Here is a 23,871-nt window from a genome sequence, read left to right as displayed (position 1 = left end):
AGCCTCAGAGCGACCAGGCAACCGTCAGCCCATCGTGGATCGCCTCCTCGGCCGTGCGTGGGGCCAGGCAGTCGCCGATCCGGCGGACCTCCACCAGGCCGGCCAGCTCATCGGCCAGGGTGTCCAGCGGCTGGTGGCCGAGGCACAGTACCAAGGTGTCGATGCACTCGAAGATCATCGGTTCGCCGCTCGCCGTGTGTAGCAAGTACACCGTATTGTCGTCGCAGCCATAGAGGCGAGCGTACGGCGTGATAGGGATGCCGAGCCGATGCAGCTCGCCGGCCAGGTGATCGCGGACATACAGCGGCAGGCTCTCACCGCAATGGGTGCCATTGACCGCGAGATGCACCTGATGGCCCTCGCGCACCAGGCGCTCAGCGATGCCGGGGCCGATCCAGTCACTGCGCCAGTCCACCACCAGCACTGAGCGACCGACTGTGACCTGATTGCGCAGGACCTGCCAGGCATCAACCACTTGCAGCTCGCCGCTACGTTCGAACTCTGGCCAGTAGGGCGTGGCGCCAGTGGCCGCAATGACCAGGTCAGGGCGCTCGCGCTCGACCAGTGCGCGGTCGACACGTGTATTACGTACTACGCGTACATCCGCCAATTGCATCTCCCGTTGCAGGTTGGTGCTGGCCCCGCCGAACTCGCTGCGCCGCGGCAGCAACTGCGCCAGCAATACCTGGCCACCGAGCTGTGCGGCGGCTTCGTAGAGTGTTACCTCATGGCCTCGGGCAGCCGCCACTGCGGCCGCTTTCATACCCGCGGGGCCACCGCCAGCGACCATGATGCGCTTGCGCACGGTGGCCGGCTGGGATGTGCCGTACTGCAGCTCGCGGCCGGTCTCCGGGTGCTGTATGCAGGAGATCGGCAGGCCGCGGTGGAAGTGGCCGATACAGGCCTGATTGCAGGCGATACAGGCACGCACATCTTCGACCTGACCGTGTTCGGTCTTGTGCGGCATCAATGGATCGCAGATCAGTGCTCGAGTCATTCCGCAAACATCGGCCTGGCCGCGGGCAAGGATCAGTTCGGCTTCTTGCGGTTGGTTGATGCGTCCGGTGACGAACAGCGGAATCTGCAGGTGCTGCTTGAAGGTCCCTGCCTCGCGGGCCAGGTAGGCCGCTTCGATGGCCATGGGCGGCACGATGTGCACCGCGCCGCCCAGGCTCGCTGATGTGCCGGCAACAATGTGCAGATAGTCGAGCTGGTCTTGCACTGCTTCGGCCGCCGCCAGTGACTGCGCTTCGTCGAGGCCATCGAGATCGCGCTCATCGGCACTGATGCGCAAGCCGACGATGAATTGCTCATCGGTGGCCGCGCGTATCGCTGCCAGCACTTCGCGCAGAAACCGCAGGCGCTGCTCCAGCCCGCCGTTATAGCCATCGTTGCGGCGGTTGACCCGTGGGTTGAGAAACTGCGCCGGCAGGTAGCCGTGGCTGGCGACCACCTCTACGCCGTCAAGCCCGGCCTGGTGCAGGCGCCTGGCTGCGCTGGCGTAACCCTGGACGATTTCGTCGATCATCGCTTGGTCGAGTGCACGCGGCATCACCCGAAAACGCTCGTTGGGGACTGCCGACGCCGAGTAGGCCACCGCCAGCAGGCCATCGGCCGACTCCATGATCTCGCGCCCCGGGTGAAACAGTTGCGAGAGCACCAGTGTGCCGTGCGCATGGCAAGCCTCGGCCAGCTGTCGGTAACCGTCGATGCAGCTGTCATCGGTCGCCATCAACACATGCGAGGTATAGCGGGCGCTGTCATGAACGCCAGCCACCTGCAGCACGATCAGGCCGACGCCGCCCTCGGCCCGTGCCCGCTGATAGGCGATGAGGCGCTCGTTGACCAGGTTATCTGTGGGCAGGCAGGTGTCATGCCCGCTGGACATGATGCGGTTCTTCAGCTGTTTGCCGCGGATCTGCAGGGGTTCGAACAGGTGAGCAAAGGCGGTCGGCATGGGTGCAGGCTCCGGAGCGATGTCATTATTGTTTTACTCATCAAAGTGTAGCCTCAGTAAAAAATCAACTTGTTTTTTTACTGACTGCCGACTAGCGTTGCCCACACCCCTGGCCCAAAGGGGCACCCTCACAACAACAAGAAAACGGGCCTGCGCCGTCCCTGCGCAGGCACCGGCAGGAGGAACCACCCATGCAAGCATTCCCCCGCAGATCAGCCCTGTGTGCAGCGCTCTTGACGCTTGCACTCGGCAGCGCACAGGCGGCGCCGCAGATGGTCGTGGTCGGCTACGGCGGCGCAGGTCAGAAGGCCCAGGATGTGGCGATCTTCCAGCCGTTCAGTGCGCAGGAGGGCAGCAAGCTGATCCAGAGCGAATACAACGGCGAAATGGCCCGCATCCAAGTGATGGCCGACACCGGTAATGTCGACTGGGACGTCGTACAGATCGAAGGCCCGGACCTTATGCGCGGCTGCGAGGAGGGCATCTATGAGCCGCTGGACTGGCAGAAGCTTGGTCACGCCTCCGAGCTGATTGCCGATGCTGCCCAGGAGTGCGGTTCGGCGGTGTTGGTGTGGAGCGTGGCGATAGCCTACGACAAAGCCCGGCTAGCCCAGGCGCCGACGTCCTGGGCGGACTTCTGGGATGTACAGAAGTACCCCGGCAAGCGCGGCCTGCGTAAACGTGCGGTGTACAACCTGGAGTTCGCGCTGCTCGCCGACGGCGTCAAGGTAGAAGATGTCTACCAGGTACTGTCGACGCCAGCCGGGGTCGACCGCGCCTTCGCCAAACTGAGCGGGCTCAAGCCCTATATCCAGTGGTGGGATGCCGGCGCCCAACCAGCGCAGTGGCTGATGGCCGGGGACGTGGTCATGACCTCCACCTACAGCGGCCGGATCGCGGTCGCCGCCCAGCAAGGCAGCCCGCTGGCGGTGGTCTGGCCGGGCAGCCTGTATGGCATGGACTACTGGGCGATCATCAAGGGTTCCAAGCATACCGATCAGGCCCGGCGCTTCATCAGCTACGCCAACCAGCCGGATACGCAGGTACGCTACGTCGAGCAGATTCCATACGGGCCGACCAATACCAAGGCGGCTGCCAAACTGGATGCAACGCTGGCCAACTGGGTACCTACGTCGCCGCAGAACCTGCAAGGGGCGCTGGCAATGAACGTAGCGTTCTGGGTCGACCATGGCGAGGAGCTGGAGCAGCGCTTCACCGCTTGGGCGACCAAGTGAGGTAGATTCTGTCGGGGCCGCTACGCGGCCTCACACCCTTGAGAACAATAACCATGACAATGACCTCCACCGAGAAGACCCTGCGTGAAGAGCTGGCGGCCTGTTACCGACTGATCGCTCACTTTCGCATGACCGACTTGATCTTCACTCACATCTCATTGCGTATACCAGGGCCTGAGCACCATTTTCTGATCAATCCCTACGGGCTCATGTTCGACGAAATCAGCGCCTCCAGACTGGTCAAGATCGACCTCGACGGCAACCCTGTCGAGCCTTCGCCATACCCGGTCAACCCGGCCGGTTTCGTCATCCACAGTGCCATCCACGCGGCCCGTGACGATGCCCAGTGCGTGCTGCATACCCACACCCGGGCGGGCTGCGCCGTCGCCGCGCTGGAGTGCGGGCTGCTGCCGGTCAACCAGATTTCCATGGAGTTCTATGGCCGGGTCGCCTATCACGGGTACGAAGGGGTGGCGCTGGACCTTGATGAGCAACAGCGGCTGGTAGCCGACCTGGGCCAGCAGCCGGTGATGATTCTGCGTAACCATGGTTTGCTGACGGTCGGGCGCAGTGTCGCCGAGGCGTTCTTGCGCATGTACTACCTGGAGAAAGCCTGCGAGATCCAGCTGGCCGCGCAAGCTGCCGGGCAGCTTGTGCTACCGGCGCATGAGGTGTGCGCGCATACCGAGCGGCAATTTAACGCCCCGACGCTACCGGCCAAGCAGGGGCAGCTGACCGACCCCGACGCGCTGCAGTTGGCCTGGGCTGCGCTGTTGCGCTTGCTCGACAAGGTTGCGCCCGATTATCGAGATTGATGCCAGCACAGTGATCGGTTCACCAGCATCTGCAAACTGTTGCGTAACCCTGTCCTGCAACTGTGCCGGTCCCCGCGCCGCGATTGCCCTTATGCTGTTACGAAATATGTCTATAACAGCTTGAATAAGGAAGTCGCCATGCCCGTCAAGGACCTGCTGATCGCCCTGGTGGTGATCATCGTCTGGGGAGTCAACTTCGTGGTGATCAAGGTCGGCCTTGATGGCTTGCCGCCAATGTTGCTCGGTGCTTTGCGCTTTCTGTTGGTGGCGTTCCCCGCGGTGTTTCTGGTCAAGCGTCCGAACCTGCCCTGGCGGTGGCTGATCGCCTATGGCGCGACGATCTCCCTCGGCCAGTTTGCCTTCCTCTTCCAGGCCATGCATAGCGGCATGCCGCCGGGGCTGGCGTCATTGATCCTGCAGTCACAGGCGTTTTTCACGCTGGGTTTTGCCGCGCTGTTTCTCGGCGAGCGGTTGCGCCCGGCCAGCCTGGTCGGCTTGCTGGTCGCGGGTGGCGGGCTGGCCCTGATCGGCAGCGAAAACAGCAGCCACGTGCCGTTGATTGCGCTGCTCCTGACCCTGTGTGGCGGCGCGATGTGGGGTATGGGCAATATCATCACGCGGCGCTTTGGTTCGGTGAACCTGGTGGCGCTGGTGGTGTGGGGCGGGCTGATACCGCCGCTGCCGTTTCTCGCCTTGTCGTGGATGCTTGAGGGGCCAGAGCGCATTGCTCATGCGCTGAGCCATCTCGGCTGGAGCTCGGTCCTGGCGCTGCTGTTCCTTGCGTACGCCGCAACCATGCTCGGTTACACGCTGTGGAGCACGCTGCTCTCGCGCCACCCGGCAGGCAAGGTGGCGCCGTTCTCGTTGCTGGTGCCGGTGGTCGGCCTGAGTTCTTCGGCGTGGTTGCTCGACGAGCGCCTCACTGCGCTGCAGGGCTGGGGCGCGTTGCTGGTGATGCTGGGGTTGCTGATCAATGTCTTCGGCCCGCGTCTGGGCCAGCGATTGCGCGCGGCGATTTGCTAAGATCGCGCTCTTTGCCCCGGCCATCAGGACCGGGGCCGCACGAGGAGCGCTAGCATGATCATTTCCACCACCAGCCAGCTCGAAGGTCGTCCGATTGCTGACTACCTGGGCGTGGTCAGCGCCGAATCGGTGCAAGGGATCAACTTTGTGCGCGATTTCTTCGCGCGTTTTCGCGACTTCTTCGGCGGCCGCTCGCAGACCCTGGAGGGCGCTCTGAAGCTGGCCCGTGAGCAGGCCACCGAAGAACTGATCGCCCGGGCACGCCAGTTGCACGCGGATGCGGTGGTCGGTGTCGACTTCGAGATCAGCATGCCGTCGGTACAGGGCGGCATGGTCGTGGTATTCGCCACCGGCACGGCGGTACGGCTCAAGTAAGGCCAAGTGCCACTGGTCGGGCATGGGCGTTTTGTCCGGGCGGTCCGAGAATGACCGGCTAGTCTCAGTTCAGCAAACCGTGGTTTACCGAGCAAGCGCGCTGCTTGCCGACACGGTCAATCTGGGGAGACAGGGCATGAGCGAATCCTTTTTCGAAGACTTGAATGATGCATTTCCGATCAACAGTCAGGTGCGTTGCGGCCAGGCCGCGTTCCGCCTGGGCTTTGCCAACATGACACTGGATGAATCGGAACAACTGCAGCCTGCCGCCTTGCAGCGCAGCAAAAAGGGTCGCTTTACCCCGCGGGTGCCGACCAAGAAGTAAGCCAGCACAACACCGCCCCGCTTAACGGCGGGGTTTTTTTTGCGTTTGTTGATCCTGCTCATGGCATTGGTGTGTAGCGCTCGCGTGCGTCTCGATGCTGTGGTCTTCTTGCGCGGTATTTCGGAAATGGAGGATTGATTGCGATGCGAATCAGGGAAGAGACCTATTGGCAGTGGGCCGATACGCAGTTGCATAGCCGCAGCCACGATGAAGCGCTCAGCGACGGCACCAGTATCGATGTGCAGGTACGCCTGTCGCGGTTGGGCGCCACGCAATTGTTCATCGGCTTGTATGCCAGGAATGGCAAGGCGTTGCTGGAGGAGTATTACCCGACGCGGCCAGGTGAAACCATGACCCGGGCGTTGGTCTGGGGTGTGGAGCGGGGGCGGGCCCTGGCGACTGGGGCTTTGGCTTTACCGCAGAGGGTGGCGCAGCGGCTTCAGGCGTGACGTCTGCGCATATCCTGTAGGAGCGGGCTTGTCCCGCGAAGAGGTCGGTACAGTCACCGTGGTGTATGGCACCGGCTTTGCCGGTGTTCGCGGGGCAAGCCCGCTCCTACAGGGTTTACCTGACCCTTTGGACTGCACATATCCTGTTGGAGCGGGCTTGTTCCGCGAAGAGGCCGGTACTGCCGCCGTGGTGTATGGCACCGGCTTCGCCGGTGTTCGCGGGGCAAGCCCGCTCCTACAGGGTTTACCTAACCCTTTGGACTGCACATATCCTGTTGGAGCGGGCTCGTTCCACTAAGAGGCCGGTACAGTCACCGTGGTGTATGGCACCGGCTTCGCCGGTGTTCGCGGGGCAAGCCCGCTCCTACAGGGTTTACCTGACCCTTTGGACTGCACATATCCTGTTGGAGCGGGCTCGTTCCGCGAAGAGGCCGGTACTGCCGCCGTGGTGTATGGCACCGGCTTTGCCGGTGTTCGCGGGGCAAGCCCGCTCCTACAGGGTTTACCTGACCCTTTGGACTGCACATATCCTGTTGGAGCGGGCTGGTTCCGCGAAGAGGCCGGTACTGCCGCCGTGGTGTATGGCACCGGCTTCGCCGGTGTTCGCGGGGCAAGCCCGCTCCTACAGGGTTTACCTGACCCTTTGGACTGCGCATATCCTGTAGGAGCGGGCTCGTCCCGCGAACACCGGCAAAGCCGGTGCCATACACCGCGGTCCCTGGTAAGGGCGCTAACCCACAATCAAAAAAGCCCGGCCTTGCGGGCCGGGCTTCAATTAACGCTGTAAAGCTCAATTGAGTGGGTCGATCACCTTCACAGCCTGCCGCTCACGGGCAGCGGGCCACTCTTGTTGCAGTGTCTCTAGCACACGGCCAACGAACTCGGTGTCGGCGGCGGCCTTCTTGCCAACAAAGCCTTGGCCGCGGCGGTAGACCTTGAACCGTGCACGCATGCTCGGCAGGTGCGTTTCGAATTCATCTTCAACGCTGTTTGGCGGCAGGCGGTCGAGGCGTACCTCGCCAGTCTGGCTGAGCCACAGCAAATGGTCGTCGAGGCTGTCCTTGCGTGCAGCGAACAGCTGGGCCAATTGGTCGATAGTCGGTTTGTCGTTCAAGTTCATCATAAAGCCCCCATTACCCGTCGATTAGTGAGTTCACACTGGGCGCTACACCATGTAGCGCACTTTCAAGGCTGCTACAGCAGCATTGCAACAGGGGCTTTCTCACGCTGCCTTTTGGACAGTTCCCTCTCCACGGACGGCCTGCGTTACCGCGCAGGCCGTCTGGAACACCCTTGCCACCGCTCCCGATCAGGGAGACAGCCTCATCATGCCCAAGCGCGATAAACGGCGTCAACCGTTTTGTAGTGAATATTTTTTGTCACTACATCTTGTCGGGCAATCCATTTCCTACAGCCCGGAAAGGATCCGATATGCCGCCTCAACCCGGGCCTCGTTGGGGTAGTTGCGGTTGGCAAGCAGGGCGATGCCGACGCCTTTGGACGGGATAAACGCGACGTAGGCGCCAAAGCCTGCGGTGGCGCCGGTCTTGTTGTACCAGGCGGCAGGTTGTGGCGGGCTGGCCGGGGTCAAACGGGTGGTTACCTGAGGCTCGTGGACCATACTGGCGCCGTTGCCCTTGAGCAGAGTGTCGAGCGCCACCGGATACGCGTAGCGCTCCCAGCCAAGACTCTGGGTCATGTCACCGACCTTGAAATACCCGGTATGGGTGAGGGCGATAGCGCGCTGCTGGACGGGCGTCAGGGTCTCAGGTTGCAGTTGCAGGCGCACATAGTGCAGGGCATCGACGATGTTGGTCTTGATGCCGTAGGCCTCGTCGGCGAACACGCCTGGGTTGACCCGCACCGGGCGATCCTCGGCGTCGTAGCCTTGAGCGTACAGGCTCTGCGCCTCGGCGGGCACTTGCAGGTAGGTGTGCTTGAGGCCCAGTTGCGGTAGCACAGACTGGCTCATCAGCTGGGCGAACGGTTGTTGCTGGGCGCGTGCCGCCAGGTCGCCAAACAGCCCCAGGCTCGGGTTGGAATAGCAGCGTCGGGTGCCGTGCTCAGTGCGTGGCTGCCATGCCTGATAGAAGGCCAGGGCCTGGGCGTCGGTGGTGACCTCGTCGGGAAACTGCAGCGGCAGGCAGTCAGCGCTGTAGGCGCCGAACTCGAGCACGCTGGCCCGGCCAAGCGGGGCGTTGGCCAAGGCCGGCTGGTAGCGACTGGCAGGTGCGTCTAGATCGAGTTTGCCTTCGGCGCTGGCCAGGGCGGCGAGGGTAGCGGTGTAGGTCTTGCTCAGCGAGCCGACTTCGAACACGGTCTCGCGGCTGACCGGTTGCCGTTCGGCCTTGTTGGCAACGCCATAGGTGAAGTAGTGCGGCTGGCCGTTGGCGAAGACTGCCACGGCCATGCCGGGCACGGCGTGTTCGCGCATCAGCGGTTCGATGATGGCATCGACCTGGCGTTGCAGGTCATCGGCCAGGCTTTGGCTGCTGGCAAACGAGCAGGCCAGGCCGAGCACGGCGAGGCAAATACGGGAGTGGCGCATGAGGTTACCTGTTCTTGTGCTGGAGACAGTGTCCGTTGGGCGACACTGGCGGGAGTTCCAGCGTTAGCAAGGACGGGCGGCAGACCTTATCGTCGTGCTCTGCACGCTGACAACATGGAAACTGTTATGAAGTATTTGCGCATGCTGTTCGACAACTTCACCTTGGCCCTGCTCGGGGTGGTACTGATAGCTACCTTCCTGCCCTGTTCGGGCGAGGGCGCGGTGCTGTTTGGTTGGCTGACCAACCTGGCCATCGGCCTGCTGTTTTTCCTGCACGGCGCCAAACTGTCGCGCGAAGCGATCATCGCCGGCGCCGGCCATTGGCGCCTGCACCTACTGGTGTTCTCTTGCACCTTTGTCATGTTCCCGCTGCTCGGCATGGCCTTCAAGCCCTTGTTCGTGCCGATGGTGGGCAACGAGCTGTACCTGGGCGTGCTGTATCTGTGCGCTCTGCCGGCCACGGTGCAGTCGGCCATCGCCTTCACCTCGCTGGCCCGCGGCAACGTACCTGCGGCGATCTGCAGTGCTGCGGCATCCAGTCTGCTGGGTATCTTTTTGACGCCGTTGCTGGTGATGCTTCTGCTGGGCGCTGCGGGTGATACCGGTTCGGGGCTGGATGCCGTGCTGAAGATCACCCTGCAACTGCTGGTGCCGTTCGTCGCAGGGCAGATCGCGCGGCGCTGGATTGGTGACTGGGTCAAGCGCAATGCGCGCTGGCTGAAAGTGGTCGACCAGGGTTCGATCCTGCTGGTGGTCTACACCGCCTTCAGTGAGGCGGTGGTGACCGGCTTGTGGCACACCGTTTCGCCTCAGCACCTGGCCGGGCTGTTCGCGGTCTGCGGGATTCTTCTGGCGGTGGTGCTGCTGGGCACGCGGGTGCTTGGCCGGGCGCTGGGCTTCAGTGTGGAGGACCGCATCACCATCCTCTTCGCTGGCTCGAAGAAGAGCCTGGCCACCGGCGTGCCGATGGCGCAGGTGTTGTTCGTGGGCAGTGGCATCGGCGCGATGATCTTGCCGTTGATGCTGTTCCACCAGATCCAGCTGATGGTCTGTGCGGTGTTGGCGCAGCGCTATGCCAGTCGCAAGGAGGATGTGCAGGTTGGCGAGCAGCAGGCAGTCAAGTAGCAAATTGCGCGGTTCTTCGCGGGGCAAGCCCCGATGTCAGTCAGTTAAGAAGCTGGGGCCGCTTTGCGGCCCATCGCGACACAAGGCCGCTCCCACAAGTATCGTGCATGCCGCTGTCTAGAGGGCAGGCGCGGATATTGTGGGAGCGGCCTTGTGTCGCGAAAGGGCTGCAAGGCAGCCCCAGATCCGTCGAGCAAGTCTCAACTGACTGGCATTGGCGCAAGCCCCGCGAAGAGCTCCTCGAATTCAGAAGGTGTAGGTCGCCCGGCCGAAGTAGTAACCGCCGGTAAACCCATACGGCGAATACACCCCGTAGCCCTTGACCATGGTCTTGCTGCTGGGCGCCTGCCGCTCGGGGTAGACATCGAACAGGTTGCGCGCGCCAATCGCCAGTTCCAGATCCTTGGTCAGCTGATAACCCACGTCCAGGTCAGTGATCCAGCGTGCCTTGTACTCGCGATCCAGCGAGCGGTCGCTGGCCGCATTGACCTCCTTCCAGGAGCCGTAGCGGGTCAGGCCGAGGTTTACCCGGTACTTGTCCAGTCGCCAGTTGGCCCCGAGGATCAGCTTGGTGTGCGGCTGCACCTCGGTGAGCAGGTTGCGCGCCTCGCGGTTCATCAGCTCATACGGCGCGCCGAGAATGTTGACGTTCTGCTTGTAGTCGAGAATCTCGGTGTCGTTCCAGTTGAACGCCGCAGTCCATTTCAGCGCGCCGGCGCCGCCGAGGTCCTGGTCATAGCTGCTGACCAGGTCGAGGCCCTTGGTGCGGGTGTTGGCACCGTTGGTGAAGTAGCTGCCGCCCGAAGTCGAGTCGATGCCGTTGTCGAGCAAGGTCTGGGTCACTTCTGGCCCGAGCAGGGTGCCGGTGAGGGTGATCCGGTCGCGCACGTTGACCACATAGGCATCGGCGCTAAAGGCCAGGCGATCACTCGGCTGCCAGGTCAGGCCGAGGCTGTAGCTGGTGGATTTCTCCGGCTTCAGCGACTCGGCACCGAGCGCCTGCGCGGCAGCGGAGTCTACCGGCAGCACGCCATAGTTGATCGACTGGTAGACGCCGTTGACTACCCCGTAGGTGGTCGAGCGGGCGCTGAACAGGCTGTTGGCCAGGGACGGTGCGCGGAAACCGTTGCTCACCGTGGCGCGCAGCGCCAGTTGCGGGGTGAACGCGTAGCGGGTGGTCAGCTTGCCGCTGCGTGTGGCGCCGATGCCGCGGTCGTAGTGCTCGTAGCGCAGCGCCGCACCCCAATACCACTGAGGCAGCGGATTGAAACCGACATCGACGTAGCTGGCGTAGCTGTTGCGGCTGGCGCTGGTGGCTTCGGCGGGAGAAATGCCGTTGGTGACCTGGGCGCCAGAGGCTGCGCAATTGTCAGGGCTTATGCAGTAGCCACCGTCTGCCCAGCTGGCCCAGTCCCCCGCTTTTACCTGGTAGCTGTCGCGCCGCTGCTCAAGGCCCCAGGACACGTCCAGCGGTTTTTCCAGGCCGATGTCGTAGCTGCGGCGCAGGTCGAGGTTGCTGGTCAATTGCGATGCGATCCAGGTCCCGGACTCGAAGTCATTCGGCGTGGCCTCACCCAGCGATGCGTTCTGGTTGTTCCAGGTGCCTTGCTCGGCCTCGTTGCGCCCATAGGTGCTGGACAGGTCCCAGTCCCATTCACCGACCAAACCCTTTGCGCCGAACGCGGCCTGGAAGTCGTGCTCTTCGATGTACCAGGTCGGGGTGTAGCCAGAGGGATAACCGTTGGGGCCGGTGGTGATCGTGTTGACGATGGTCGGCAGGCGGAAATTCTGGCCCTGCTCGGCCTTGCGATATGACCAGGTGGTGAAGGAGTACAGGCTGAGGTCGTCGTTTACCGGCAGTTCGGCATTGTAGCCCAGGGTCAGCAGGTTGATCTTTGGCGTGCCGTAACCGCCATAGGTCGACTTGCCGGCCTTGTCCAGCGCTTCGGCGGTGCTGTAGCCGTTGGCGCTGGCCTTGTTGTCGTCGTTCTGGCTGCGGGCGTCCAGGGCGAGCTGGAGGATGCCGTCGCGACCGATCTCGAAGCCCTTGTTGAGGCTCTGCTGCACGGTCTGTTTCTTGCCGTCGTAGCCTTGCCCGGCAGTGGTCACGGCGGTGCCGCTGGTGTCGGCCTTGAGGATCACGTTGATCACCCCGGCAATGGCGTCGGAGCCATACTGGGCGGCGGCGCCGTCGCGCAGGACTTCAACGTGGTCGATGGCGCTGATCGGGATCAGGTCGAGGTCGGCCGGGGCGGCGCCGGCATTGATCCCGCTGATGTTCAGGGTGGCGCTGGTGTGGCGGCGCTTGCCGTTGACCAGCACCAGCACCTGGGCGGCATTGAGCCCGCGCAAGTTGGGCGCGCGGGCCATGCCGCTGGCGTCCCAGCCGGTTTTTTCCGGCAGGGTCAGCGACGGCACGCTGGCGCTGAGTGCTTCCATCAGGCCGGGCTTGCCGGTTTCTTGCAGTTGCTTGGCACTGATCACGTCGATCGGTACCGGGCTGGTGGTCACGGTGCGTTTTTCACCGCCGCGGTTGCCGGTGACGATTACCGTGCCCAGGGAAGAGGCGGCGGCCTCGGCGGCCTGCAGAGCCTGGCCGTGCAGGCAGCTGGCGAGGGCGACGGGGAGCAGTACGGGGAGACGCGCGGCAGTGGTCAAAGGGTGCTTCATACAGATCATTCCTTGTCTGGCAGCGTGACGCACTCAGGGCGCCTTGGCTGCGATCGCTTCGATTTCGACCAGGGCGCCGGGCAATGGCAGGGCCACTACCTGGAGGGCGGTGCGGGTGGGCTTGCGTGGCTGTTCGGCGGTGGCGAAGAACTCGGTGTAGGCCGCTTGCAGGCCGGCGAAGTCGAGCTGGTTGGCTTTGTCGGGATCACCGACCAGGAACACCCGCAACTGAACGATATCGCCCAGATCAAGGCCTTCGCTGCGCAGGGCGTTACGCAGTTTGTTGAGCACCGAACGGGTCTGGGTTTCGGTGTTGCCGTAGGCGGCGATGCTGCCTTTGGCAGCCTTGGGGTCGGCCACATCGGGCAGGGTGCCGCTGACAAAGGTCAGTTGGCTGCCGGTGGGCACCGTTACCAGTTGCGAGATGGGAAAGTTCGAGCCCGGTGGGTCGATGCGGCGAATGCCGTCGGCGTGGGCAGTCAGGGTCAGGCTCATGAGAACTCCGGCGAGCAGGGACAGGCGTGGCATGGTCAGGCTTCCTTGACGATCAGGCGGCGGCGCCGCGGGTTGACTGGGCGGCGTGTTGAGCGATCTGGCCGACTACCCGGCGGGCGGACTCGGCAGCGCTGTTCTGCCAGATGCCGACCCCGCCATGGGCGAGCGCGTCACTGGCCAGCCAGGTGCGTCCCTGAGGCCGGTTGAGAATGTCGTAGGCCGGCTGGGCGACCTCGTCGTGGACGATCCACGGGCTCTCGCTGAAAGGGATCTTCGACCAGTTGATCGCCAGCGGCCGGCCGAGCTTGTGGCTGTGCCCGGGGTGCAGCGATTCGACGGCCTGGCGCGAGGAGGCGATCTGCGCGCTGAGCGCCTTGGCGGCGAACTGTTCGGCGACCGCGCCGGTGTTGTAGGTGGCCACCAGCACGCCTTGGGCGCTGTTCAGCCGGTCGCTCGGGTACCACAGGGTGCGGGCTTCGTGATTGATGTAGGAGAGGCCGCCATAGATCTGGAAGTCGCTCTCCCAGAAACGCGGTGACTGCCAGGCGACTTTGTTGGCTTTGTCGCCTTCGGCCTGGCCCAGCGCCTTGCGCACCTCGGCGCTGAAGTTACTGTCGAGGCGGGCCAGCAGGGGCAAGGGCAGGGTGACGATGGCGTAGTCGGCCTGTTCGACCTGGATACGCCCGGTACGCCGGTCGCGCCAGGTGATCTGGCTGCCATTATCGCCGGTGCGCACACTGGTCACTTCGGCGCCCAGCTGCACGCTGTCCTTGACCTGGCGGTAGAACGCCTTGGGGATCTGGTCCATGCCGCCGACCGGCTGGAACATGGTCGACGAGAATTCGGGGATTTCGTCGAACACCAGTGGCAGCAACAGGTTGTTGTCCAGCAGTTGCTCGAGCGGTACCGGTTGGCGCTGGATCGGTGTCTGGTCACCGGCCCCGGCGAAGCGGGTGTAGCCCGAGCGCACCGAGCCACGGTATTGCTGCTCGGCATCGAGGTCACCGTACACCTTGAGAAACTCCAGCAGCGCTTTGCGCTGTGGCGCACTGAGCTCTTTGTCGAGGCTGTTGCGGTTGACGCTGCGCGCCAGCAGTTCGCTGAAGTGGCCGCGGGTATCATTGACCGCCTGGCGCAGCAGCAGGGGTGGCCGGCTGAGGTCGGGTTGGGCGAGGGCGTTGCGGCTGCTGTTGACCAGCACCTGCAGCTCGACACCCAGTTCGCGGCAGTAGCCGAGGATGGTCAGGTGGTGGCTGGGCAAGCGGGCGGCACCGGCGTTGAAGAACAATCCCTGGTCGAATTCGACGGTCTGGCTGCTGCCATCGTTATGTTCGATGCGATCGCCGCCGCGCAGCGTCCAGACTCGGCCGCCGACGCGCTCGCGGGCTTCCAGGACCTTGACCGAGAAGCCGGCCTTGCGCAGTTCGTAGGCCGATACCAGGCCACTGATGCCGGCGCCGACGATGACTACACGCTTCCCGTTGCCGCCGTTGGCGGCCAGTTGCAGGGGTTCGAAGGTAGCGGCGAAGGCATTTTGCCCAAGTGCGCCCATTGCTGCCGAGTAGCCACCGAGGGCGGCAAGGCGGGCGATTAAATCTCTGCGGGACAATCCCATGTCACGAGCTCCGAAAAAGTGTGAATCGGATTCGCGCAACGGGTCGGGAAGGGTCGAGGTAGACGGCAAAAGCCCGACGGCGGTTGGCGGAAATCCATTTGCCTCCGCCAGGTTGGGGGTCGGTTTACAGAACTTAATGCGATTTCAACTTTATGTGAAAGGCTTTTTAGTTCTAAGTTAATTATGCTTTTTTTGAATATTATCTTTTAATAAAATCTGAAATACTGATTTTAAGTGTGCCAAGCCGGTTGCGGGCTTGCCCCAGTGCCAGTCGGGTAAGAAGCTGGGGCCGCTTTGCGGCCCTTTCGCGACACAAGGCCGCTCCCACGCCGGTCGCGCATGCCCTTATTTACAGAGCAAACGCGGACAGTGCGGGAGCGGCCTCGTGTCGCGAAAGGGCTGCAAAGCAGCCCCAGATCAGGCGGCCAAGTCTTACCTGACTTGCCCCGCGATAGCATTCAGTAAGGCAATCAACTCAAGCGCGGCGAACGCTGCGCTCAGCCTCCCGCTGCTCGACCAACCCACGAATCCGCGGCAGCAACTGCTGCCCATATTCGACCGCATCGCGCAGCTGATCAAAGCCACGGAACAGGAAGGTGGTGACGCCAAGGTCGTAGTAAGCCAATGCCGCCTCGGCGACCTGGTCGGGCGTACCTACCAGCGCAGTCGAATTCCCCGCCGCCCCGGTCAACCCGGCAATCTCCGTCCACAACCGGGTGTCATGCACCTTGCGCTGGCTGGCCAGCTCGACCAACCGCTCGGAGCCGGCATTGCTGGTGCCGAAATGCTTGTCGCGACGCTTGCCCTGGCGCTGGCCAATGTTCACCCGGGCATCCTCGAGAATACGCTCGGCGCGGTCCCAGGCCTGCTCTTCGCTGGCGCCGAGAATCGGCCGCAATGACAGGCTGAAACGGATCTTATCCTCGCGCCCATAACGTGCCGCGGCTTTACGCACCTTGGCGATACGCTCGCGAACTTGCTCCAGCGGCTCGCCCCACATCATGTACACGTCAGCATGCTTGGCGGCGACTTCCACCGCCGCGTCGGAAGCGCCGGAGAAGTAGATCGGCAGGTGCTCGACCGGTTTCACCAGGGTCAGGTTGTCTTCCACCCGGTAATGCTCGCCGTGGTGATCGAACGGCTCGCTGCCGGTCCAGGTCTGGCGCAGCACCTGCAGGTATTCGTCGGTGCGGGCATAACGGGCGTCCTTGTCCAGGTAGTCGCCATCGCGTTGCAGGTCGCCACTGTCGCCACCGGTGATGACGTTGATCGAGGCGCGGCCGCGGCTTAGCTGATCAAGCGTGGCAAATTGGCGGGCGGCAAAGGTTGGCGCCTGGAAGCCCGGTCGGTGGGCCACCAGCAGGCCGATGCGCTCGGTCAGCGCGGCGACGTAGCTGGCGAGGATCATCGAGTCGGGGGCGCTGGTGTTGACTGCCAGCAGGGCCTTGTCAAAGCCGCCATATTCCTGGGCCTGGGCGAAAGCCTTGATGAAATCCAGGTCAACCAGGGGGCCGCGTGGCGCCTGTGATTCGCTGCCTTCCTGAGGGCCGATAAGGCCGATGAATTCGAGACTCATGGGTAAACGGTTCCTTGTCTGGAGCGTGGCTCAGGCCACGGCGTCTTGGCTGCGCTTGAGGGTGTTGCGGTTGGCCGGCACGGCCAGGCCGAAGTTGTCGCGCAGGGTGTTGCCCTGGTATTCCTCGCGCACCAGGCCGCGCGCCTGCAGCAGCGGCACCACCAGCTCGGTGAAGTACTGCAGGCCATCCGGCAGCAGCGAATTGATGATGAAGCCGTCGGCGGCGCGGTCTTCGAACCAGTCCTGGACCGCGTTGGCGACCTGCTCGGGGGTGCCGACGAAATCGCGGCGGGGGCGCGAGAAGCGCAGAGCGACTTCGCGCAAGGTCAGGCCGTGCTCGCGGGCCTGCTGCTTGATCTGGTCGGAGGTACCCTTGTGGCTGTTGCTGCCCAGCTCACCGAGGTCGGGGAAGGGCGCATCCAGTGCATGGCTGCTGAAGTCGTAGTCGTTGAATGGCCGGCCCAGAGCGACGATGGCGTCCTCGATGCTGACCAGCTCGACCGCCTGCTGGTAGCGCTGCTCGACTTCCTCGGCATCGCGGCCAATGATCGGCCGAATGCCGGGCAGGATGAACAGCTCGTCGGGGTTGCGGCCATGGCGCGCGGCGCGTTGCTTGAGGTCCTGGTAGTAGTTGCGCGCCTCGCTGAACGACTCGGGGCTGACGAAGATCGCGTCGGCGTTCTGCGCGGCGAAATTGCGCCCGTCCTCGGACACGCCGGCCTGGAAGATCAGCGGTTGGCCCTGGCGCGAGCGCTGGATGTTCAGCGGACCTTTGACCTTGAAGAATTCGCCCTGGTGATTGAGCGCGTGGAGCTTGTCCGGGGCGAAGAATTCACCGCTCTGTTTGTCGCGGGTAAAGGCGTCGTCTTCCCACGAATCCCACAGCCCTTTGACGACCTCGACGTGTTCGCGAGCGATCCGGTAGCGCACCGCATGCGGTGGGTGCTCGGCCTTGCCGAAGTTGTCGGCGGTGCCCGACAGCCACGAGGTGACCACGTTCCAGCCGGCCCGGCCACCACTGATGTGATCCAGCGAAGCGAACTGGCGGGCAACCTGGAACGGCTCGGTGTAGCTGACGGTGACCGTGGCCACCAGGCCGATGTGTTCGGTGACTGCGGCGAGGGCCGAGAGGATGGTCAGCGGCTCGAAACGGTTGAGGTAGTGTGGGCTGGATTTGGCGTGAATGTGCAGGCTGTCGGCGATGAAGGCGAAGTCGAACTTGGCGCCTTCGGCCAGTTGCGCCTGCTGTTTGTAGAAAGCGAAATTGACGCTGGCATCGGCCAGTGCCTCGGGATGGCGCCACTCGCCCCAGCCGTGGCCTACGCCATGGATCATGGCGCCGAGTTTGATCTGTCGTTTGCTCATTGGAGGACTCCGCGATTCAGTGCATGTGTGAGAGGCCTCCGCCGTGTAGGGGGTCGGACATGTGCTGAACATAGCGGGTGGGGCAGGGGGTTGTGAAAGGCTTTGTGGTTCTAAGCTAATTATGCAAATTGCTGATGTATTCTATTTGTAAATATGCGTTCTTTGTTTTTTTGAGATGGGGCCGCAAAGCAGCCCCAGGATTTCCAGCGCACCTCTGGCTCAGGCCGCCACCGCCCGCCGCCCCGGAATCGCCGCAATCAGTTCACGGGTGTAGTCACTCTCTGGCCGATCAAACACCTGCGCAACCGGCCCCTGTTCCACCACCCGCCCCTGGCGCAGCACCAGCACGTGGTCAGCCATGCTCGCCACCACTGCGAGGTCATGCGAGACCAGCACATAGGCGATTCCCAGTTCACGCTGCAGCTCATCCAACAGCTCGAGAATCTGCGCCTGCACCGACACATCCAGCGCACTCACCGGCTCATCAAGCAACAACAATTCAGGCTGCAAGGCCAGTGCCCGAGCGATCGCCACGCGCTGGCGCTGGCCGCCGGACAGCTCTCGCGGCAAGCGGTCCAGGTAGCTCAGCGGCAGGTGCACCCGGCTGATCAACTCGCGCGCCGCCTGCTCCAGCGCCGCGCCCTTGAGCAGGCCGAACGAGACCAGCGGCTCGACGATGCTGTCAAACACCGTAAAGCGTGGATCAAGTGCTGCGAAGGGGTTTTGCTGAACCAGCTGCATGCGCCTGCGCAGCGGCCGGAACGCGCGCCAGCCCAGCCCGGTCACGTCGTCACCGGCAAAGCGCACGCGGCCTGCACTGGGCGACTCCAGGCCCAGCGCAATGCGCAGCGCGGTGCTCTTGCCCGAGCCGGATTCGCCGACGATCGCCAGCGTCTGGCCGGGGTAGGCCTGCAGGTTGAGCCCTTCAAGGGCGGTAAAGTGCGTTGCCTGGCCGTTGACCCGAGGCAGCTCGAAGCGCTTGCCCACCTGCTCCAGGCTTAGGATGGGCGGACCCTGCAGCGCGGGTGTCGGGCGCGTTGGCCGCGGGTTGCCGAAGGCCGGCGCGGCGGCGAGCAAGGCGCGGGTGTAGGGATGTTGAGGGGCAGCGACGATCTGCCTGGGCGGCCCTTGCTCGACCAGTTCACCCTGCTTCATTACCAGTAAGCGGTCGGCCCGGTCGGTGGCAACGCCCAGGTCATGGGTGATGATCAGCAGCGAGATGCCGCGCTCGGCCACCAACTGTTGCAGGTGGTCGAGGATCTTGCGCTGCACCGTCACATCAAGTGCGCTGGTCGGCTCGTCGGCGATGATCAGCCGCGGATTGCCGGCCAAGGCAATGGCGATCAACACCCGCTGACGCATGCCGCCAGAGAGCTCGTGCGGGTACTGGCGAGCACGCAGCAGCGGGTTGTCCAGGCCGACCTGGCCCAGCAGCTCAAGGACATCGGCATCGACGGCGGGGTAACGCCGGCCCTGGGCCAGGATCAGCGCTTCGGCAATCTGCTGGCCGATGCGCAAGGTCGGGTTGAGGCTGACCATCGGGTCTTGCGGTACCAGGCCGATGGTGCGCCCGCGCAGTTGGCGTTTTTGCTGTTCGTTGGCGTGGGTCAGGTCTTGGCCGTCGACACGCAGCTGGCCGCCGTCGATCTGCGCATTGCTGGGCAGCAGGCCGAGCAGGGCGTTGGCCAGGGTCGACTTGCCCGAGCCGGACTCGCCGACGATGGCCACCGTCTCGCCTTGGCTGAGACTGAATGACAACTGCCGTACGGCCTGCGTGATCTGGCCGGCAAAGCGATAGCTGACAGCGAGGTCGCGGACCTCGATCAAAGCCGGGGTGCTCATCGTTGTTGCTCCTCGAAGGTTCGCGCCAGGTGATTGAGGCTGAACACCACCGCCACCACGAACAGCCCAGGCAGCAGTGATACCCACGGCGCGGTGATCAGAAAGTGCCGGCCATTGGCGATCAGCGTGCCCCACTCGGCAGCCGGTGGGGCCGCGCCAAAGCCGAGAAAACTCAGGCCGGCGGTGGCCAGGATTGCCGCGCCGAAGTCCAGCGTCGCCAGCACCGCGACCGGGCCCCAGGCGTTGGGCAGGATGTGCCGCAGCAAGGTCCGCGCCCAGCTCGCGCCACCCAGGCGGGCGGCCTCGACGTAGGGCAGGGTCTTCACTCGCAGTACTTCGGCGCGGGTCGTGCGGGCAAAGCCCGGAATGATGCCGACGCCGACCGCAATGGCCACCGGCACCGTGCCAAAGCCGATCGCGGTGACGATCGCCAAGGCCAGCAGCAGGCCGGGCAGGGCCAGCAAGACATCGACGATACGCATGATCACGGCATCGATGCGCCCGCCGGCAAAGCCCGACAGCACGCCCAGGCCCAGGCCGCCGAGCAGGGCGATGCCCACCGCCAGCAGTGCGGCCTGCACCGACAGACTTGCGCCGTAGACCACCCGGGTGTACAGATCGCGGCCCAGTTCGTCGGTACCGAACCAGTGCAGCGCACTTGGCCCGCTGAGTTTTTCAAGCGGCGAGGTGGCGTACGGGTCGAAGCTGGTCAGCCAGTGCGGGACCAGCGCTGAAGCCAGGGCGAACAGCACGATCAGCAGCGCCAGGCTGAAGCCTGGACGGCGCAGCAGCGGCGCCAGGGTTTGGCTGACACGTTGCAGGCGCGTGCGCCGGCGCCAACTGGGCGCACTGGCAGCGACCTGCCCGGAGGCATATGGACGGGTATCGGTGGTCATGGCTTACGACACCTTTGGCGAGTGAGTGATGCGCGGGTCGAGGTATGGATAGAGCAAGTCGACGATCAGGTTGACCAGCACAAAGGCCGCTGCGGAAACGGCAACGATGGCCAGCACCACGGGAATGTCCTGGCGCAGCACCGCCTCCTGGGCCAGACGGCCGACGCCGTTACGCGAGAAAATCGTCTCGACCAGCACCGCGCCCGACACCGTGTTGCCCACCTGCAAGCCGACCAGGGTGAGAATCGGCAGCGCCGCGTTACGCAAACCGTGGCGTGCCTGCACCTGGGCACGGCTCAGGCCCTTGGCGAACGCGGTGACGATGTATGGCTCCTGCCACACGCCTTGGAAACCACGCATCAGCACCTGGGCATACACCGCGGCACTGGGGATGGCCAGGGTCACGGCAGGCAGCACCAGGCTGTCGAAACCGCGGCTGCCGGTGGCCGGGAACCAGCCCAGGCCAAAGGCGAAGACCTGGATCAACAACAGGCCCATCCAGAACACCGGCACCGAGAAGCCCAGTGAGGGCAGCCGGCTCAGGGCAACCTTCAACGGTTGCCATTGCAGGTAGGCCGCGAGGTAGGCCAGGCCAACCCCACCCAGCAGCGACAGGACAATCGCCAGCCCTGCCAGTGACAAGGTCTGCGGCAAGCGTTCGGCAAGTAGCGCGCTGACCGGGCGGTTGAGCGACAACGACTGGCCGAGGTCGCCATGCAGGGCGCGCCAGAGCAGGTCGAAGTACTGCTCGAACAGGCCCTTGTCCAGGCCATAGTAGGCCTTGGCCTGGGCCAGGTCGGCAGGCGACAGGCCATCGGCTTCCATGCCCGAGGCACTGAGCATGATCGCCAGGGTATCGCCCGGTAGCAGGTAGAGGATGAAGTAGGTGATGGTATAGGCGCCCCACAGCACCAGCAGCGCCTGGCCGATGCGTCCGATCAGGTAGCGGCTCATGGCTGGCCGACCTCGATGTCACTGAGGAAGGCGAAGCCTTCGGCGGTCCAGCGGAAGTCCTTGACCCGTGCCGAGGTGGCGGCCTGCCAGACCCGTTCGTAGAGTGGGAAGGCCGAGCCCTCGTCGATCAGCAGGTCCTGCAATTGGCCGTAGGCCTGGGCGCGTTGCGCGTCTTCGGTGGCGGTGATGCCGTGGTCGAACAGCGCCTGCGCCTTGGCCAGCACCGGCGCTTCGTAGGTGTTGGTGGCCAAGGTGGCGCTGTTGGCCGCGCGCGGGTCGAGGATGGTCTGCAGGATGATCGGGTCGGCGCGGGTCATGTAGGTGGAGGTCAGGTCATAGTTGCCCGAGGCGTTGCCGGCTACCCACTCGGCGCGGGTCAGCACGTTCAGCTTGAGGTCGATGCCGACCTTGCGCAGTTGATCCTGGACCAGCACGTCGCCGGCACTTTCCGCCGGGGTGAGGTTGTAGCTCAGGGTCAGGCGCTTGCCGTCCTTGTGCCGGTAGCCGTCGTCGCCCTTGCTCCAGCCCGCGGCGTCGAGCAAGCGTTCGGCGCCCTGCGGGTCGTAGGCAAGCTTGTCGGCCTGGGCCTTGAAGTACGGCGTGGTGACGTCGTACACGCCACTGACCACCGGAAATTCGGCGTTGTACACGGTGTGGGCGTAGCTGGTGCGGTCGATGGCCTTCTGCAGCGCCAGGCGCACCTGACGATCGGCCAGCAGGCGCTCGCCGCGGGTGTTGGGGTAGAGGTTGAGGGCCGGGCCTGGCAGCGAACGGCTCTGGATGGTGGCGCCCTTGGACTGGAACAGTTTCAGGTCGACTTCGGAGAACGGGTTGCGCGGCCACAGCACGTCGGCCTTGCCCTGCAGGAACAGGCCGTTGCGCACGCTTTCTTCGGCGATGTAGCTGATCTCGACCGCATCCAGGTGGGCGGCGCCCTGGTTTTTCACGTTGGCCGAGGCCCAGGCGTAGTCTGCGCGTTTGACCAGGCGAGCGCCGACTTCCGGGGTGTAGTGTTCGAGCACGAATGGCCCGGTGCCGATGATCTTGCCCAGCGAGCGCTCCTGGGCGGTGAGCTGGTAGGAGGCTGGGGCGAGAATTGCCAGGTTGGTGGTGGAGGTCGCTTGCAGGAAGCCTGCGTTGGGGCGCGACAGCACCAGGCGCACGGTGAAGTCATCGACCACTTCGGCGTGGTCGTAGCCGGCCAGGTAGGTGGCGCCGAAGGTGGCAGGCAACTGCTTGGCGAAGGCGTTGTTGCTGTCGAAGGCAGCCTTGACGGCCTTGGCGTCGAAGCGTTCACCGTTGCTGAAGGTGACGTCGTTGCGCAGGTGGAAGGTGTAGCTGAGGGCGTCGTCGCTGATCTCCCAGCTTTTCGCCAGCCAGGGGATGATCTTGCCGCTGGCAGGGTCTTGGTCGGTCAGCGATTCGGCGACGTTGCGCAGCAGTACGCGGTGTTCGAGCCAGTAGACCTGGAACGGGTCGACGCTGACCAGGGTGGTGTTGTCGCCCCAGAAGGCGATGTTCAGGGTCTTGGCGGTGGCGTCGTCACTGGACGGTGAGCAGGCGGCAAGGCCGAGCGTCAGGGCGCATGCGGCCAGGACGCCTTTGGCGAGGCGGTGTGGGGTCATGGGGTTGTTCCTTCAAGTCCGGGGCGGGTTACCAAGCAGGCGTTGTGCTGGTTGGGCCGGCCTCTTCGCGGGGCAAGCCCGCTCCTACAGGATTGATGCTGTTACGAAAACCCTGTAGGAGCGGGCTTGCCCCGCGAAGAGGCCGGCTCTGACGACAAAAATCACTCCTGGTAATCACGCCCCTCACGGTCCAGCTGACGAATCAGCGCATCCCAATGCCGCTGGATGCCTTCCCCCAGCCCGTCGGAAAACCGCTTGGACTGTTCATGCACCTTGGCAATTGCCGCCGGCGACGCATGCAGCAGTTCGGCATTGCCGCCGGCCTGCGCCGCCACCTGGATATTGCAGGCGCGTTCCAGCCCGTGCAGCTCGCGGAACGCATGCTCGACACTGACCCCACCCGTAAGCAGGCCATGGTTGCGCAGGATCAGGATATTGCTCTCGCCCAGGTTGGCCACCAGCCGCTCCTGCTCGTCGAGGTCGAGCGCCACGCCCTCGTAGTTGTGGTACGCCACGCGGCTGTAATAGGCCAAGGCGTGCTGCGAGAGCGGCAACAGGCCGTCGCGTTGCGCCGACACCGCCGCGCCGTCGCGGGTGTGGGTATGCAGCACCGCTTTGAGGTCGTGGCGGGCACGGTGAATCGCGCTGTGGATGACATAGCCGGCCTGGTTGATGCCCAGGCCCAGCGGGTCGTCGATGATGGTCCCGTCGACATCCACCTTGACCAGGTTGGAGGCGGTGATCTCGTCGAACAGCAGGCCGAAGGCATTGATCAAAAAGTGCTCTTCCGGGCCCGGCACCCGCGCCGAGAAGTGCGTGTAGATATGGTCGGTCCAGCGGAACAGTGCGGCCAGCCGATAGGCGGCGGCGAGCTTGACCCGCACTTCCCACTCTTCAGGGCTGACCCGTTGGCGTACGGACTGGGTGGCGTGGCTGACGACAGAAAGTGAACTCATGGCAATCTCCGAGAAAGGGGGCAGG

General features: G+C 64.0%; 20 protein-coding genes. 7 read left to right on the top strand and 13 right to left on the bottom strand.

Features of this window, described 5'->3' with window-relative positions:
- Positions 1-4 precede the first annotated feature (4 nt).
- Complete coding sequence (locus tag J3B00_RS18355; protein WP_209869839.1) at positions 5-1,957, bottom strand: FAD-dependent oxidoreductase; 1,953 nt, start codon at positions 1,955-1,957, stop codon at positions 5-7.
- A 191-nt stretch (positions 1,958-2,148) separates the two neighbouring features.
- Here J3B00_RS18355 and J3B00_RS18350 point away from each other — a divergent pair, with 191 nt between their 5' ends.
- The 6 genes from J3B00_RS18350 to J3B00_RS18325 all read left to right on the top strand — a co-directional run bounded on the left by J3B00_RS18350 (position 2,149) and on the right by J3B00_RS18325 (position 6,179).
- Entirely contained in the window at positions 2,149-3,192 is a 1,044-nt protein-coding gene (locus tag J3B00_RS18350; protein ID WP_209869836.1) for an ABC transporter substrate-binding protein, read from the top strand.
- Positions 3,193-3,251: 59 nt separating this feature from the next.
- Positions 3,252-4,007, top strand: coding sequence for a class II aldolase/adducin family protein (locus tag J3B00_RS18345; protein ID WP_209874973.1), 756 nt, complete (start codon positions 3,252-3,254; stop codon positions 4,005-4,007).
- A gap of 138 nt (positions 4,008-4,145) precedes the next feature.
- Positions 4,146-5,030, top strand: a complete 885-nt coding sequence (locus tag J3B00_RS18340; protein WP_209869833.1) for an EamA family transporter — start codon at positions 4,146-4,148, stop codon at positions 5,028-5,030.
- A gap of 54 nt (positions 5,031-5,084) precedes the next feature.
- Positions 5,085-5,405, top strand: coding sequence for a YbjQ family protein (locus J3B00_RS18335; RefSeq protein WP_209869829.1), 321 nt, complete (start codon positions 5,085-5,087; stop codon positions 5,403-5,405).
- Positions 5,406-5,541: 136 nt separating this feature from the next.
- Positions 5,542-5,730: a hypothetical protein gene (locus J3B00_RS18330; protein WP_209869826.1), complete on the top strand. Its 189-nt coding sequence runs from the start codon at positions 5,542-5,544 to the stop codon at positions 5,728-5,730.
- 143 nt (positions 5,731-5,873) lie between these two features.
- On the top strand, positions 5,874-6,179 hold the full coding sequence (locus J3B00_RS18325) for a hypothetical protein (RefSeq protein ID WP_209869823.1): 306 nt from the start codon (positions 5,874-5,876) through the stop codon (positions 6,177-6,179).
- 790 nt (positions 6,180-6,969) lie between these two features.
- Here J3B00_RS18325 and J3B00_RS18320 read toward each other — a convergent pair.
- A complete protein-coding gene (locus tag J3B00_RS18320; RefSeq protein WP_209869819.1) occupies positions 6,970-7,302 on the bottom strand; it encodes a hypothetical protein in 333 nt (110 codons plus the stop codon).
- 285 nt (positions 7,303-7,587) lie between these two features.
- A complete protein-coding gene (gene ampC / locus J3B00_RS18315; RefSeq protein WP_209869816.1) occupies positions 7,588-8,727 on the bottom strand; it encodes a class C beta-lactamase in 1,140 nt (379 codons plus the stop codon).
- Between the two features lie 114 nt (positions 8,728-8,841).
- Here ampC and J3B00_RS18310 point away from each other — a divergent pair, with 114 nt between their 5' ends.
- Complete coding sequence (locus J3B00_RS18310) at positions 8,842-9,852, top strand: bile acid:sodium symporter family protein (protein WP_209869813.1); 1,011 nt, start codon at positions 8,842-8,844, stop codon at positions 9,850-9,852.
- A 246-nt stretch (positions 9,853-10,098) separates the two neighbouring features.
- Here J3B00_RS18310 and J3B00_RS18305 read toward each other — a convergent pair whose 3' ends face one another.
- From J3B00_RS18305 to J3B00_RS18260, 10 genes are all read right to left on the bottom strand, one after another.
- Positions 10,099-12,522 (bottom strand): TonB-dependent receptor, encoded by a 2,424-nt coding sequence (locus J3B00_RS18305; RefSeq protein ID WP_209869810.1) that lies wholly within the window; start codon positions 12,520-12,522, stop codon positions 10,099-10,101.
- A 33-nt stretch (positions 12,523-12,555) separates the two neighbouring features.
- On the bottom strand, positions 12,556-13,050 hold the full coding sequence (locus tag J3B00_RS18300; RefSeq protein ID WP_209869807.1) for a RidA family protein: 495 nt from the start codon (positions 13,048-13,050) through the stop codon (positions 12,556-12,558).
- Positions 13,051-13,069: 19 nt separating this feature from the next.
- Positions 13,070-14,632, bottom strand: coding sequence for an FAD-dependent oxidoreductase (locus J3B00_RS18295; protein WP_209869804.1), 1,563 nt, complete (start codon positions 14,630-14,632; stop codon positions 13,070-13,072).
- Positions 14,633-15,107: 475 nt separating this feature from the next.
- The gene (locus tag J3B00_RS18290) at positions 15,108-16,208 is read right to left on the bottom strand and encodes an LLM class flavin-dependent oxidoreductase (RefSeq protein WP_209869801.1); all 1,101 of its coding nucleotides are present in this window, start codon (positions 16,206-16,208) and stop codon (positions 15,108-15,110) included.
- A 30-nt stretch (positions 16,209-16,238) separates the two neighbouring features.
- Entirely contained in the window at positions 16,239-17,573 is a 1,335-nt protein-coding gene (locus J3B00_RS18285) for an LLM class flavin-dependent oxidoreductase (protein WP_209869798.1), read from the bottom strand.
- 219 nt (positions 17,574-17,792) lie between these two features.
- Positions 17,793-19,415 (bottom strand): ABC transporter ATP-binding protein, encoded by a 1,623-nt coding sequence (locus J3B00_RS18280; protein WP_209869795.1) that lies wholly within the window; start codon positions 19,413-19,415, stop codon positions 17,793-17,795.
- Entirely contained in the window at positions 19,412-20,311 is a 900-nt protein-coding gene (locus J3B00_RS18275) for an ABC transporter permease (RefSeq protein ID WP_209869792.1), read from the bottom strand. Before J3B00_RS18275 ends, J3B00_RS18280 begins: the two co-directional genes overlap by 4 nt.
- 3 nt (positions 20,312-20,314) lie before the next feature.
- Positions 20,315-21,265 (bottom strand): ABC transporter permease, encoded by a 951-nt coding sequence (locus tag J3B00_RS18270; RefSeq protein WP_209869789.1) that lies wholly within the window; start codon positions 21,263-21,265, stop codon positions 20,315-20,317.
- Complete coding sequence (locus tag J3B00_RS18265) at positions 21,262-22,890, bottom strand: ABC transporter substrate-binding protein (protein ID WP_209869786.1); 1,629 nt, start codon at positions 22,888-22,890, stop codon at positions 21,262-21,264. The genes J3B00_RS18270 and J3B00_RS18265 overlap by 4 nt, the downstream gene beginning before the upstream one ends.
- 161 nt (positions 22,891-23,051) lie before the next feature.
- Positions 23,052-23,846 (bottom strand): class II aldolase/adducin family protein, encoded by a 795-nt coding sequence (locus J3B00_RS18260; protein WP_209869783.1) that lies wholly within the window; start codon positions 23,844-23,846, stop codon positions 23,052-23,054.
- Between the last annotated feature and the right edge of the window lie 25 nt (positions 23,847-23,871).

The sequence above is a fragment of the Pseudomonas sp. BP8 genome (genome assembly GCF_017875955.1).
In the GTDB taxonomy this organism is placed as follows: domain Bacteria; phylum Pseudomonadota; class Gammaproteobacteria; order Pseudomonadales; family Pseudomonadaceae; genus Aquipseudomonas.
The sequence above is the reverse complement of the archived record's forward strand: the minus strand, read 5'-3'. Positions and strand labels throughout refer to the sequence as shown.